This is a genomic window from Nonomuraea sp. 3-1Str (assembly GCF_031570565.1).
Lineage (GTDB): Bacteria > Actinomycetota > Actinomycetes > Streptosporangiales > Streptosporangiaceae > Nonomuraea.
In genome coordinates this window covers 115,078-127,650 of record NZ_JALHBK010000004.1, presented here as the reverse complement: position 1 = coordinate 127,650, position 12,573 = coordinate 115,078, and the positions used below count along the sequence as shown (strand labels likewise).

13 protein-coding genes are annotated in these 12,573 nt (G+C 72.6%); 8 read left to right on the top strand and 5 right to left on the bottom strand.

Translation table 11 applies throughout. From position 1 onward, the window contains the following. The first annotated feature begins 69 nt into the window (after positions 1 to 69). The 5 genes from MTP10_RS09450 to MTP10_RS09430 all read left to right on the top strand — a co-directional run bounded on the left by MTP10_RS09450 (position 70) and on the right by MTP10_RS09430 (position 5,102). Positions 70 to 1,005, top strand: coding sequence for an NADP-dependent oxidoreductase (locus MTP10_RS09450; protein ID WP_310708876.1), 936 nt, complete (start codon positions 70 to 72; stop codon positions 1,003 to 1,005). Between the two features lie 101 nt (positions 1,006 to 1,106). Then, a complete protein-coding gene (locus tag MTP10_RS09445) occupies positions 1,107 to 2,108 on the top strand; it encodes a sigma-70 family RNA polymerase sigma factor (protein WP_310708674.1) in 1,002 nt (333 codons plus the stop codon). A gap of 43 nt (positions 2,109 to 2,151) precedes the next feature. Continuing rightward, positions 2,152 to 3,270: a steroid 3-ketoacyl-CoA thiolase gene (locus tag MTP10_RS09440; protein ID WP_310708673.1), complete on the top strand. Its 1,119-nt coding sequence runs from the start codon at positions 2,152 to 2,154 to the stop codon at positions 3,268 to 3,270. 106 nt (positions 3,271 to 3,376) lie between these two features. Continuing rightward, a complete protein-coding gene (locus tag MTP10_RS09435; RefSeq protein ID WP_310708672.1) occupies positions 3,377 to 4,402 on the top strand; it encodes an MBL fold metallo-hydrolase in 1,026 nt (341 codons plus the stop codon). Positions 4,403 to 4,427: 25 nt separating this feature from the next. Continuing rightward, positions 4,428 to 5,102: a FadR/GntR family transcriptional regulator gene (locus tag MTP10_RS09430; protein WP_310708671.1), complete on the top strand. Its 675-nt coding sequence runs from the start codon at positions 4,428 to 4,430 to the stop codon at positions 5,100 to 5,102. A 13-nt stretch (positions 5,103 to 5,115) separates the two neighbouring features. Here the strand turns inward: MTP10_RS09430 and MTP10_RS09425 are convergent, their stop codons facing one another. Next, positions 5,116 to 5,826: a hypothetical protein gene (locus tag MTP10_RS09425; protein ID WP_310708670.1), complete on the bottom strand. Its 711-nt coding sequence runs from the start codon at positions 5,824 to 5,826 to the stop codon at positions 5,116 to 5,118. A gap of 242 nt (positions 5,827 to 6,068) precedes the next feature. On the opposite strand from MTP10_RS09425, the gene MTP10_RS09420 reads away from it, so the two are divergent. The 3 genes from MTP10_RS09420 (at position 6,069) to MTP10_RS09410 (ending at position 8,884) form a co-directional block, all read left to right on the top strand. Continuing rightward, positions 6,069 to 7,067: a DNA polymerase ligase N-terminal domain-containing protein gene (locus MTP10_RS09420; RefSeq protein WP_310708669.1), complete on the top strand. Its 999-nt coding sequence runs from the start codon at positions 6,069 to 6,071 to the stop codon at positions 7,065 to 7,067. A 141-nt stretch (positions 7,068 to 7,208) separates the two neighbouring features. Further along, the gene (locus tag MTP10_RS09415) at positions 7,209 to 8,414 is read left to right on the top strand and encodes an ATP-binding protein (protein WP_310708668.1); all 1,206 of its coding nucleotides are present in this window, start codon (positions 7,209 to 7,211) and stop codon (positions 8,412 to 8,414) included. 14 nt (positions 8,415 to 8,428) lie between these two features. Then, entirely contained in the window at positions 8,429 to 8,884 is a 456-nt protein-coding gene (locus MTP10_RS09410) for a GNAT family N-acetyltransferase (RefSeq protein ID WP_310708667.1), read from the top strand. Between the two features lie 5 nt (positions 8,885 to 8,889). On the opposite strand, the gene MTP10_RS09405 is transcribed toward MTP10_RS09410, so the two are convergent. Genes MTP10_RS09405 through MTP10_RS09390 form a run of 4 tightly spaced genes read right to left on the bottom strand, consistent with a single transcriptional unit; the run spans position 8,890 to position 12,561 of the window. After that, positions 8,890 to 9,819 (bottom strand): aldo/keto reductase, encoded by a 930-nt coding sequence (locus tag MTP10_RS09405; RefSeq protein WP_310708666.1) that lies wholly within the window; start codon positions 9,817 to 9,819, stop codon positions 8,890 to 8,892. Beyond that, positions 9,816 to 10,121 carry an L-rhamnose mutarotase gene (locus MTP10_RS09400; protein ID WP_310708665.1) on the bottom strand — a complete coding sequence of 102 codons (306 nt, stop codon included), beginning with the start codon at positions 10,119 to 10,121 and terminating at the stop codon, positions 9,816 to 9,818. Before MTP10_RS09400 ends, MTP10_RS09405 begins: the two co-directional genes overlap by 4 nt. Then, complete coding sequence (locus tag MTP10_RS09395; protein WP_310708664.1) at positions 10,121 to 11,113, bottom strand: ABC transporter permease; 993 nt, start codon at positions 11,111 to 11,113, stop codon at positions 10,121 to 10,123. The genes MTP10_RS09400 and MTP10_RS09395 overlap by 1 nt, the downstream gene beginning before the upstream one ends. Continuing rightward, the gene (locus MTP10_RS09390; protein WP_310708663.1) at positions 11,110 to 12,561 is read right to left on the bottom strand and encodes a sugar ABC transporter ATP-binding protein; all 1,452 of its coding nucleotides are present in this window, start codon (positions 12,559 to 12,561) and stop codon (positions 11,110 to 11,112) included. The genes MTP10_RS09395 and MTP10_RS09390 overlap by 4 nt, the downstream gene beginning before the upstream one ends. Positions 12,562 to 12,573 lie beyond the last annotated feature (12 nt).

Genomic DNA, 12,573 nt, shown 5'->3' with positions numbered 1-12,573 from the left:
CTTTGCACAGCTTGACCCCCGGGCCACTCGCGACCGGAGGCAGCCCGGCAGCACGCTGGACCCATGAAGATGCGAGCGATCAGCCAGGACGCCCTGGGCGGACCCGAGGTGCTGAAGACGGTGGAGCTGGACCGGCCGGAGCCCCGGCCCACGGAGGTGCTGGTACGGGTGCACGCGGCCGGGGTCAACCCGGCCGACTGGAAGACGCGGGCATCGGGCGGACATCTCGGGTCACCGCCGTTCGTGCTGGGCTGGGACGTCTCGGGCGTGGTCGAGGCCGTGGGGCTGGGGACCACGATCCACAAGCCGGGCGACGAGGTGTTCGGGATGCTGCCGTACCCGTTCGGCAATGGCGCCTACGCCGAGTACGTGACCGCGCCCGCGCGGACCTTCGCCCGCAAGCCCGCGGCCGTCGACCACACGGGGGCCGCCGCGATTCCGCTGGCCGCGCTGACGGCCTGGCAGGCGCTGGTCGACACCGCCGGGACCCGCTCCGGCGACCGGGTGCTCGTGCACGCGGCGGCGGGCGGCGTCGGGCACTTCGCCGTGCAGATCGCCAAGGCGCGCGGCGCATACGTGATCGGCACGGCCGGCGCCGCCAAGCACGAGTTCCTGCGCGGCCTGGGGGCCGACGAGCTCATCGACTACCGGAGCGAGGACTTCGCCGAGGTGGCGCGGGACGTGGACGTGGTCGTCGACACGATCGGCGGCGAGTACGGCCCGCGGTCGCTGCGGACCCTGCGGCGGGGCGGCGTGATCGTCTCGCTCACGCTGACGCTGCTGGACCCGGGCCTGCACGCGGCCGCCGCCGAGCAGGGCGTCCGCTCGGAGGCCATGCTGGTGGAGCCGGACCACGCGGCGCTGCGGGCCCTCGCGGCGCTGGTCGACGCCGGGCGGCTACGGCCCGAGATCGCGGCCGTCATGCCCCTGGCCGACGTGGCCAAGGCCCACGAGCTGGGCGAGTCGGGACGCACCACCGGGAAGATCGTCCTCACGGTCGCGTGACGGCCGCCGGTATGGACCCGCGAGGTCCCGGCGGCTCATCGCGGGTCGTTCCCGCGGACCTGTGCCCGGATTCTGTCGGTGACGGGGCGTATACAGGGGGAATGAGCGACAGGCCATCGACGGAAGACTTCCTCAGGCTGGCCGACCCCATGCGCCGGGAGCTGCTCGCGCACTGCTATCGCATGACGGGATCGGTGCACGACGCCGAGGACCTCGTCCAGGAGACCTACCTGCGCGCCTGGCGCGCCTACGACGGGTTCGAGGGGCGCTCGTCCCTGCGCACCTGGCTCTACCGCATCGCCACCACCGTCTGCCTGACCGCGCTGGAGAGCCGAGGGCGCCGGCCGCTGCCCACGGGGCTGGGCGCGCCCAGCTCGGAGCCGGCCGCGCCGCTGACCCAGCGGCCGGAGGTGCCGTGGCTGGAGCCGGTCCCCGACGGCATGGTGGGGGCCGGCGCCGACGACCCGGCCGCGATCGTGACCTCGCGCGAGAGCATCCGGCTCGCGCTCATCGCGGCCCTGCAGCACCTGCCGCCCCGGCAGCGGGCCATCCTGGTGCTGCGCGACGTGCTGCGGTGGCGGGCCGCCGAGGTGGCCGAGGCGCTGGAGACCACGACGGCCGCCGTCAACAGCGGCCTCCAACGGGCCCGGGCGCAGCTCAACGACGTGTCGCCGAGTCTCGACGACCCCGCGCCGCCGCTGCCCCACGAGCAGCGGGCGCGGCTCGACCGCTACGTGGCGGCGTTCGAGAGCTACGACGTGGCGGCGATCGTGGAGCTGTTCACCAAGGACGCGGTCTGGGAGATGCCGCCCTACACCGGCTGGTACCAGGGGGCCGAGCAGATCGGACGGCTCATCGCGGTCAACTGCCCGGCCCAGCGGCCGGGCGACCTGTGGCTGGTGCCGATCGCGGCCAACGGCCAGCCGTCCTTCGCGGTGTACTTCCGCCAGGGTGACACCTATCACGCGTTCTCGTTGATGGTGCTGACGCTCGCCGCCGAAGGAATCCGCCACGTGGGGATGTTCTTCGACGTCGGGCTCTTCGATCCGTTCGGGCTTCCGCACTCGTTGCCCGCCCCGGAGCAGGCTTCCGCCGGAAAGTAGAACGAGTTACAGTCTGCTCCGGAGCATCGTTCTGGAGGCGACTGTGGGCACACCTGTGATCGTCGAGGCCGTCCGCACCCCCATCGGCAAGCGCGACGGCTGGCTGTCCGGACTCAAGCCGCAGCAGGTGCTCGCCGCCGCCCTCACCGGGCTGGTCGAGCGCTCCGGCATCGACCCGGCCGCCGTCGGCCAGGTCTTCGCCGGTTGCGTGACCCAGGCGGGCGAGCAGGGCGGGCACGTGGGGCGCTACTCCTGGCTGTACGCGGGGCTGCCGTACCAGACGGGGGTCACCACGGTCGACGCGCAGTGCGGGTCGTCGCAGCAGGCCGTGCACCTCGCGGCGGCGATGATCAGGGCCGGCGTCATCGAGGTGGGCGTGGGGTGCGGCGTCGAGGTCATGAGCCGCGCGCCGCTGGGCAGCAACGTGCTGCCTGCCAAGCCGCGGCCCGACGACTGGAGCATCGACCTGCCGGGCCAGTTCACCGCCGCCGAGCGCATCGCCGCGCGGCGCGGGCTGACCCGGGAGCGGCTCGACTGGTTGGGGGCGCGCTCGCAGCAGCTCGCGGCCAAGGCGTGGGCCGACGGCCGGTTCGAGCGGGAGCTCGTGCCGGTCGGCGACGTCCGCAGGGACCAGGGGCTGCGCGAGACCACCACCGAGAGCCTGGCCCGGCTCAAGCCGATCCTCGGCGAGGAGGCCCTGCACACCGCCGGCACCTCGTCGCAGATCTCCGACGGAGCCGCCGCGGTGCTGGTGATGAGCGAGGAGGCGGCCCGCGCGCACGGTCTGCGCCCGAGGGCTCGCATCCTCGCCCAGGCGCTGGTGGGCGCGGAGCCGTACTACCACCTCGACGGGCCGGTGGAGGCGACCGCGAAGGCCCTGGCCATGGCCGGGATGTCGATCGGCGACATCGACCGGTTCGAGGTCAACGAGGCGTTCGCCGCGGTCGTGCTGTCGTGGGCGAGCGTCCACGAGCCGGACTTCGACCGCGTCAACGTCAACGGCGGCGCCATCGCGCTCGGCCACCCGGTGGGCGCCACCGGGGCCCGGCTGCTCACCACGGCGCTGCACGAGCTGGAGCGCTCGGACTCCTCCACGGCCCTGGTGTCGATGTGCGCGGGCGGCGCCCTGGCCACGGCCACCATCCTCGAACGCGTGACCTGACGCCGGACGCGCCGTTCCGTGTCGCCTAGGTGCGAGAAAGACCTTTCCGTCCCCCGTTCCGTCCGCCACACTCGTTCCACGCTCACGCAAGACGGGGGATCAGCCCATGAGAAGGACCCGCCGCAGGCCGTACGCCGAGCAGCGCCCGCAGGACCTCGGCGGCGGGGTGTGGAGCGTGCCGGTGCCGATCCCCGGCAACCCGCTGGGCTACACCCTCGTCTACGCGATCGAGTCGCCCCAGGGACCGGTCCTGGTCGACGCGGGATGGAACCACCCCGACGCGTGGGAGGCGCTGAGCGGCGGGCTCGCCACGCTGGGCATGGACGTTGCCACGGTACGCGGCGTGGTGGTCACGCACTTCCACCCCGACCACGCCGGCCTGGCCGGCCGGGTACGGGAGGAGTCGGGCGGCTGGATCGCGATGCACGAGGCGGACGCGGCGCTGGTCAGGCTGATCCGCGGAGCCGGCGACGGTGAGCAGCAGGCGTTCCAGGCGGACATGCTCAAGCGGGCCGGAGCCGACGCGGACGACCTGGAGGCGGTCGCCGCCGAGCGCCCGCTGCCGCCGGCGCAGCCGGACCGGGAGCTGGCCGACGGCGAGCTGATCGACCTGCCGGGCCGCAAGCTGCGGGCCGTCCACACGCCCGGCCACACCCCGGGCCACATCTGCCTGCACCTGGAGGACGCGAACCGGCTGTTCACCGGCGACCACGTCCTGCCCGACATCACCCCGCACATCGGCATCTACCCCTACGACCGTGACGACGTGGACCCGCTGGGCGACTTCCTGGCCTCGCTGGACCGGGTAGGCGAGCTGGGGCTCCTGGACGCCCTCCCCGCACATGAATGGATATTTCCTGATGTGGCGGCGCGAGCGGCCGAGATCCGCCACCATCACGAGGACAAGCTCGCCCGGCTGGCCACGTCGCTGGCCGAGCGCGCGGAGCCGCTGACCATCTGGGAGACCGCCGCGATGATGACCTGGAACCGTCCGTGGGACGCCCTGGGGCCCATGCTGAGGGGCATGGCCGCCGGGGAGGCGGCGGCGCATCTCCGGACGCTGGAGGCCCGGGGCTCCATCAGGCGCGTCCAAGGAGTCGATGCGGTCCGCTTCCAGGCCATAGAATCCTAGACATCCGATGTCTAGGGAGAAAAGCGTGGCGGTCACCGACGCGGCCATCGACAAGATCAAGCAGATGATCCTCTCCGGCGAGCTCACCCCCGGGGACCGGCTTCCCAAGGAGGCCGACCTCGCCGAACGGCTCGGCCTGTCACGCAACTCGCTGCGCGAGGCCGTCCGCGCCCTCGCCCTGATCAACGTCCTGGACGTACGGCAGGGCGACGGCACGTACGTCACCAGCCTGGAGCCCAGGCTGCTGCTCGACACCATGTCGTTCGTGCTCGACCTGCACCGGGACGACACCGTCCTGCAGTTCTTCGAGGTACGCCGCATCCTGGAGCCGGCCGCCACCGCTATGGCCACCAAGCTCATGACCGACGACGAGATCGACGAGCTGCGGGTGATCCTGGAGTCGCTGCCCGCCGAGCCGACCGTCGAGGAGCTGGTGGCCAACGACCTGGAGTTCCACCAGCGCATCGCGCAGGGGTCGGGCAACACCGTGCTCTGCTCGTTCATCGAGAGCCTGTCCGGGCCGACCACCCGGGCGCGCATCTGGCGCGGCCTGACCCAGGAGGGCGCGATGGAGAAGACCCGCGAGCAGCACACCGCGATCTACGAGGCCATCGCCGCCCGCCAGGCCGACGTGGCCCGCTCCTGGGCCACGGTGCACGTGGCGGGCGTCGAGTCCTGGCTCCGCAAGGCCCTGGACTGACCTTCCCGCCTGGCTACCCGCTGGGCGGACGGCCGGTGAGGCGCCAGAACTGGCGCTTGTTCTCCTCGCGTACCGCGACGCCCAGCCGGGCCAGCTCCAGCCGGAGCTGCTCCGCGTCCTCGCCGTCGCCCTTCTCCAGCGCGCGGGCGCGGGCCCTGAAGTAGGCGTGGGCGGCGTCGGTCAGGTCCGGGAGGCCGTCGGCCCAGCGCCGGAACTCCTCCCGGTGCGGGTCGCCCTCCCGCCAGGGGTAGCCGTGGGCCTGGAAGGCGGCGGCCAGCGGGCCCGGCCGGGGCAGGTCGCCGCCCTGCCGTACGAGCTCCTCGGTGTCGTGGCCGAGCAGCACGAGCTGCTTGGCGTCGAGGAACACCGCGGCGATCGACCCGCGCGGCACCTCCCGCCGGGAACCGCGGTGGGCGACGGCCACCTGCCGGTCGTCCACGACGACCTTCACGGTGTACTCGTCGGCGATCACGGCCAGCACCAGCCCGGCGACGGCGCCGAGGGCCACCGCCCCGATCGTGAACGCCGTCGGCGGGATCGACCCGACCAGCCGCAGCGGCCCCTCGAACGGGGTCCACGGCAGCGACGCGGCCCACCCGGCGACGTACCGCAGGAGCCAGCCCGCCCCGGCGCCCAGCAACGGGAAGGCGACCCAGATGAGGACGCGCTCCCCCAGGGCGGGCAGGGCCGTCGCGTCCGGCGGGGACGGGGCTCCGGAGGGCATGGGTGGGCTCCTTGTCGGTCGCGTGGGGCTCCGCAGCAACCGTAACCGCGACCGGCGGGCCGCCCTTCATCCGAAAGTATCGGCCGTGCGCGACTTTGGTCGTCAGCGGCGGCCCGTCACGCGCTCGCGGCGGCCCGTGCCGGCACCACCTCGTACGAGGCGGTGCCGGCCGTACGAGGCGGTGCCGGCGGTTCCGACGGTGCGGACCGTGCGGGCGGGCGTGCCGGGGGTAGGAGAGCCGTGTGGCCGACAAACTCGAGCGATACCGGAGCAAACGCGACCCCCGCCGTACCCCCGAGCCCGTCCCCGCCGAGCCTCCCGCCCGCGACCCCTCATCCGGCCTCGACGGCTCCGACGGCGCCCGGAAGCCCGGCGGCGCCGCGTACGTGATCCAGGAGCACCACGCCCGCTCCCTGCACTGGGATCTGCGGCTGGAGCGCGACGGCGTGCTCGCCTCGTGGGCCGTCCCGAAGGGCCTGCCGGCCGACCCCGCCGTCAACCACCTGGCCGTCCACACCGAGGACCACCCGATGGAGTACCTCACCTTCCACGGCGAGATCCCGGCGGGCGAGTACGGCGGCGGCACGATGACGATCTGGGACCGGGGCACGTACGAGACGGAGAAGTGGTCGGATCGCGAGGTCAAGGTGGTGCTGCGCGGGTCCCGTGCCTCGGGACGGTTCGTGCTGTTCCAGACGAACGGCAAGAACTGGATGATCCACCGGATGGACCCGCCGGCGCGCGACCCGTTCCCGCCGCTGGAGCCGATGCTGCCGATCGAGCGCGCCCGGCCGCCGCGCGACGAGGAGGCGTACGCGTTCGAGTTCGCGTGGGGCGGCCGGCGGGTGCTGGTGCTGATCGACGGCGGACGGACGGACGCCGCGCGGGAGCACCCGTGGCTGCGGCCCCTCGCCGCCTCGTTCGGCAGCCGCAGCGCGGTCCTGGACGGAGAGGTCGTCACGCTGGGCGGCGCGGAGGTCCTGGTCTGCTACGACCTGCTGTACGACGACGGCCGCTCGCTGGTGGCCGAGCCGTTCACGGTTCGCCGCGCGGCCCTGGAGGCGCTCGGGCTGTCGGCGGCGCGCTGGCAGACGGCCCCGTCGTGGCCGGGCCAGGCGGCACCGGTCCGCCGGGCCGCCCGCGAGCAGGGCCTGCCGGGCATCGTCGCCAAACGCCTCGATGCCCCGTACGAGCCGGGCCCGTCCAGGGCATGGCTCCTCATCCCCTCCGCCAAGCCGTAGCAAGGGGCGACCAACGCGTCAGGATCATGGCGGCCGACGTGTCAGCCATGGTGCGACCAACATGCCACACGAGTGTGTCATCCTGGGGGAATGGTCACCCCTCCATTGGGCACTGTGATTCCCAGACGTGCTGAGCGTGCCGTGAGCGAGGCGCTTTCCGACACGCGCGTGGTGCTGATCAACGGAGCGCGCCAGTGCGGCAAGAGCACGCTGGTCAGAGGAGTGGCCAAAGACGTCGCCGCGGAGTGGCGTGACCTTGACGATCCTGTCGCCCGACAGGCCGCGGTCTCGGATCCGGCCGGCTTCGTGGACTTCCCGCAGCTCATGGTCGTCGACGAGATCCAGCGGGTTCCCGAGCTGCTGCTGGCGATCAAGGCTCAGGTAGACCGCGACCCGCGCCCGGGCCGCTATCTGCTGACGGGCTCGTCCCGGCTGCTCGGTCTTCGCGATCTACCGGACACCCTTCCGGGCCGGATGGAGACCATCGAGCTGTGGCCCTTCTCGCAGGGCGAGATCGACGGCACGGCCGACGGCTTCGTCGATGCCGTGTTCGCGCAGGGACCGGAGCTGCGTCACACGACGGGCGTATCGCGGGCCGGTTACGCCGCGCGTCTCGTACGAGGAGGATTCCCCGAGGCTGTGGCTCGGCAGAACGCGCGACGGAGCCAGCGTTTCTTCGACTCGTACGTGGGTGATCTGATCGCCCGGGACATCCGCCAGCTCTCCGAGATCGAGCGATCAGGTCAGATGCGCGCGCTGTTGCGCATGCTCGCCGCCCGCTCCGGGCAGCTCCTCATGGCCAACGGACTCAGCAACGAGCTGCAGCTGTCGGCGAGCACCGTCCACCGATACCTCGCCCTCCTGGAAGAGGTCTTCCTGATCAAACGCATCCCTGCATGGTCACGCAACCTGGGCAACCGCGCGGTCGCGGCTCCCAAGCTGGCCTTCGTCGACTCCGGCATCGCGGCGAACCTCCTGGGTGCGGACGCGCGGGGCCTGGTGCGGCCCGGGAGCGCGTTCGGCCCGCTGCTCGAAGCGTTCGTCCTCATGGAGCTCGGCCGGCAGCTCACCTGGGCGGAGGAGAGAGTGGATCTCTTCCACTACCGGACCAAGGACAAGGTCGAGGTCGACGCCGTCCTCGAGAACCGGCAGGGGCGCGTGGTCGGGATCGAGGTCAAGGCGGCGTCGACCGTAAGGGCCGAAGACTTCCGGGGGCTCAGGCACCTGGCCGACCGGCTCGGCGACGACTTCGTCACCGGAGTGGTGCTGTACACCGGTGACCAGACCTACTCCTTCGGCGACCGGATGCGGGCGATGCCGGTGAGCGCGCTGTGGGAGATCGGATAGGCCATACTCGTCGAGTGCTCATCTCGGATATATCCCCGCATGACGACCCCTTCGGCCAGGAGCTGCTGGACCTGCAGCACGCCGCGTACGCCGTGGAGGCGCGGCTCATCGGCGACGACCGGATCCCGCCCCTGCACGAGACCCTGGACGCGCTGCGCGCCGAGCCGCTGACCTGGCTGGGCGCGTTCGACGAGGACGGGCGGTTGGCGGGCGCCGTGGCGTGGGAGGAGACGCCGGACGAGGTGGACGTCAACCGGCTGATCGTGCACCCCGGCGCCCACCGGCGCGGCATCGGCCGCGCGCTGGTCGAGGAGGTCGTGGCGCGGGCGGCCGGCCGCCGGGTGGTCGTGTCCACCGGCCGCGACAACGTCCCCGCCCGGAGCCTGTACGAGCGGCTGGGGTTCGAGGGGCGGGGTGAGCGCGAGGTGATCCCGGGGCTGTGGATCGCCAGCTACGCCCTCACCGCCTGACCGTCTCAGGGGGCAGGGGGCAGCAGGCCCTCCGCCTCCAGCTCCGACCACAGGTCCTCCGGCACCGGACGGTCCCACAGGGCGGCGTTGGCGTGGACCTCCTCCGGGGAGCGGGCGCCGAGCACGATCGAGGCCACCGCCGGGTGCCGCAGCGGGAAGGCCATCGCCGCCTGAGGGAGCGGCACGCCGTACGACTCGCAGACCCGGGCGACGCGGCGGGCCCGGTCGAGGACGGCGGGCGGCGCCGGGGCGTAGTCGAAGGTGCCCGAGGGTCGCGCGGTGGCCAGCAGGCCGCTGTTGAACACCCCCGCCGCGAGCACTCGCACGCCGCGTTTCGCGCACGCCTCCAGCAGCGGCAGCCCCGACTGGTCGAGCAGGGTGTAGCGGCCGGCCAGCATGACCACGTCGACGCCGGTCTCCTCCACGAACCGCAGCGGCGCCCGCCACTGGTTCATGCCGACCCCGACGGCCTTGACCACGCCCTGGTCGCGCAGCTCGGCCAGCGCCGGGTAGGCGTGGGCCAGCGCCTCCTCCATGTGGTCGTCCGGGTCGTGGATGAGCGCGATGTCCACGGCCGGCAGGCCCAGCCGTTCCAGGGACTCCTCCAGCGAGCGGCGGACGCCGTCGCGCGAGAAGTCCCAGACCCGGACGTGGTCGGCGGGAACGTCGAAGCCCTGATCGTCGTGCCCGTCCCGGCCGGACGGCACCAGCAGGCGGCCGACCTTGGTGGACAGCACGTACCCGGTACGGCCGGCGAGCGCGGCCCCGAGGCGGCGCTCCGACAGGCCGAGCCCGTAGTGCGGGGCCGTGTCGAACAGCCGGACCCCACTGTCCCAGGCGGCGTCGACCGTGGCGCGGGCCTGCTCCTCGCTCACCGCCTCGTACAGCCCCGCGATCGGCGCCGCGCCGAACCCGTGGCGCGGTAACGCGATCATGTCATCTCCCATACCAGTGAGAGCCCGCCGGAGCCCTTGTCGAAGTCTCCGTCGAGCAGCCGGTTCATCCTGGCCTGCCACGCCTGGTCGGCGGGGTGGTCGCGGAGGGCGGCCTGCAGGGCGGCGTAGTCCTCGACCTCCACGAAGTGGAACAGGTCCAGGCCGTCGCGGTAGATGCGCCACGAGCGCACCCCGTGCTCGCGCATGGCCTGCTCCAGCTCGGCCGGGATCTCGGTGTGCTCCCGGTCGTAGATCTCCTCGCAGCCCGGTCTGAGCCGGGTGCGCAGGGCGAGCCGTTCCATCAGTCCTGCGCCTTTCCGCCCGCGATGCGGCTGATGATGAGCGCGATCAGGATGATCCCGCCGTACACGACCGGCTGCCAGAAGCCGGAGACGCCCTTGAGCGTGAGGATGTTCTGCACCAGGCCGATCACGAGGACGCCGGTCAGCGCGCCGAGGATCGTGCCCTTGCCGCCGTCCATGCTCACGCCGCCGATGACCGCCGCCGCGAACACCATGAAGATCCAGCCGACGCCCTGGTTGGAACCGATCGCGCCGAGGCGGCCCGTCTCCAGCACGCCGGCGAGCGCCGCGAGCGTGCCGCCGAGGATGAACACGCCCCACAGCACCCGGTCCACGCGGATGCCGGCGGCCCGGGCGGCGTCGATGTTGCCGCCGATGGCGTACAGGGAGCGGCCGATCCGGAAGTAGGCGAGCCCGGCGATGCCGGCCGCGAACAGCACCCCGGCGATCCAGATGGCCGCCGGCAGGCCGAACCAGACGGCGCTGCCCAGGTAGAGGATCGACTCGGGGAGCTCGAAGAGCGTCTTGCCCTCGGTCGGGCCGAGCTGGAGCCCGTGCACGATGATCAGCATGGCGAGCGTCACGATGAACGCGGACAGCTGGAACTTGACGATCAGCCAGCCGTTGAACGCCCCGATGGCCGCCCCGACCAGCAGGCAGAGCGGGATGACCAGACCGCCGGGCAGGCCCAGGCCGAACCCGCCGGCCGAGGCCGGGATCACCAGCATGACCGCGATCGCCGGTGCCATGCCGACCGTCGACTCCAGCGACAGGTCGAACTTGCCGGCGATCAGGATCATGGCCTCGGCCAGCACCAGCAGGGAGATCGCCGCCTGCTGCTGGAGCACGTTCGTCAGGTTGCCGCTCGTCAGGAACGTCGGGTCCAGGAACGCGCCCACGACGAGCAGGATGAGGATCACCGGGACCAGGGTCAGGTCCCGGAGCCGGGCGAGCCGGACCCGGGGGGTCGGCGACGCGGTCAGTGTCGTCACTGTTCAATGCCTTCCATCACGGCCACGAGCTCGTGGTCGGTCCACCCACGCGGCACGTCCTTCACGACCCTGCCGTGGAACATCACCAGCACCCGATCGCAGACGCGCAGGTCGTCGAGGTCGTCGGAGACGAGCACGGCTCCCGCGCCCCGCTCGACCGCGTCCTCGACGGCGCCGAGCAGGGCCTGCTTGGCCTTGACGTCGACGCCGGCCGTCGGGTTGATCACTACCAGCGCGGACGGCTCGTCGACCAGCGCCCGCGCGAACACCACCTTCTGCGCGTTGCCACCGGACAGGTCGCCGACGGGCTGCTCCGGTCCTTCGGTCTTGATGTCCAGGTCGCCGATGAGCTGTACGGCCCGGGCCCGCTGCCTGGACGGGGAGATCGTGCCGAGGCGGCCGAGCTTGCGGGCGACGGGGATGGTGGCGTTCTCGGCCACCGACAGCAGCGGCACGAACCCCTCGTGATGGCGATCCTCGGGGACGAAGCCGAGCCCGGCGCGCAGCGCGGACGGCACGTCGCCGGGGCGGACCCGGACGCCGTTGACCGTGACCGTGCCGGTGTCGGGGCGGCGCAGGCCGACGAGGGTCTCGGCGAGCCCGACCTTGCCGCTGCTGGCCGAGCCGGCCAGGCCGACGACCTCGCCGGACCGGACGGCGAGGTCCACGTCCCGGTAGTGGCCGCCGAGCGACAGGCCCTCCCCCGCGAGCACGACGCGGTCGCCGGCCGTGCGGGCACGCGCCTCGTAGGTGACCGTGGCCTCGCCGGTCATGGCGCCCACCAGCTCGTCGTGGGGGAACCCGGCGACGGGCCGGGTGACGATGTGCCGGGCGTCGCGGAAGACCGTGACGCTCTGGCAGATCTCGTACACCTCGTCGAGGTGGTGCGAGATGTACATCATCGTGACGCCCTGCTCGCGCAGCGCCCGCATGCGGGTGAACAGCCGGTCGATGGCCGGGCCGTCGAGGCGGGCGGTCGGCTCGTCCAGGATGATGAACCGGGCGCCGAACGACAGCGCGCGGGCGATCTCGACGAGCTGGCGCTGCTCGACGCTCAGGTCGCCGGCCAGCGCCTGGACGTCGACGTCCACCTCGTACGTGTCGAGCAGCTCGCGGGCCCTGGCCCGCAGCGCCCGCCACCTGATCATCCCGCTGTCGGTCTGGCGGTTGAGGAACAGGTTCTCGGCCACGGTGAGGGCGGGGATGATCGTGGACTTCTGGTAGACGCAGGCGACGCGCCGCCGCCACGCGTCACGGTCGGCGAGGGCCGGCGCGGGCTCCCCCGCGAACAGCACCTCGCCCTCGTCCGCCGGTTGCAGGCCGGTGAGGATCGACACCAGCGTGGACTTGCCCGCGCCGTTCCGGCCGACGAGGGCGTGCGTCTCGCCCTCGGCGATCGCGATGCTCGCGCCGTTCAGCGCCACGGTCGGCCCGAAGCGCTTCACCACATTACGAGCTTC

What these genes read in the sequence shown, in the direction of transcription:
- MTP10_RS09450 (WP_310708876.1), top strand. Translation starts at nt 70, where the DNA reads ATGCGAGCGATCAGCCAGGACGCCCTGGGCGGACCCGAGGTGCTGAAG.
- MTP10_RS09445 (WP_310708674.1), top strand. Translation starts at nt 1,107, where the DNA reads ATGAGCGACAGGCCATCGACGGAAGACTTCCTCAGGCTGGCCGACCCC.
- MTP10_RS09435 (WP_310708672.1), top strand. Translation starts at nt 3,377, where the DNA reads ATGAGAAGGACCCGCCGCAGGCCGTACGCCGAGCAGCGCCCGCAGGAC.
- MTP10_RS09425 (WP_310708670.1), bottom strand. Translation starts at nt 5,826, where the DNA reads ATGCCCTCCGGAGCCCCGTCCCCGCCGGACGCGACGGCCCTGCCCGCC.
- MTP10_RS09405 (WP_310708666.1), bottom strand. Translation starts at nt 9,819, where the DNA reads ATGATCGCGTTACCGCGCCACGGGTTCGGCGCGGCGCCGATCGCGGGG.
- MTP10_RS09400 (WP_310708665.1), bottom strand. Translation starts at nt 10,121, where the DNA reads ATGGAACGGCTCGCCCTGCGCACCCGGCTCAGACCGGGCTGCGAGGAG.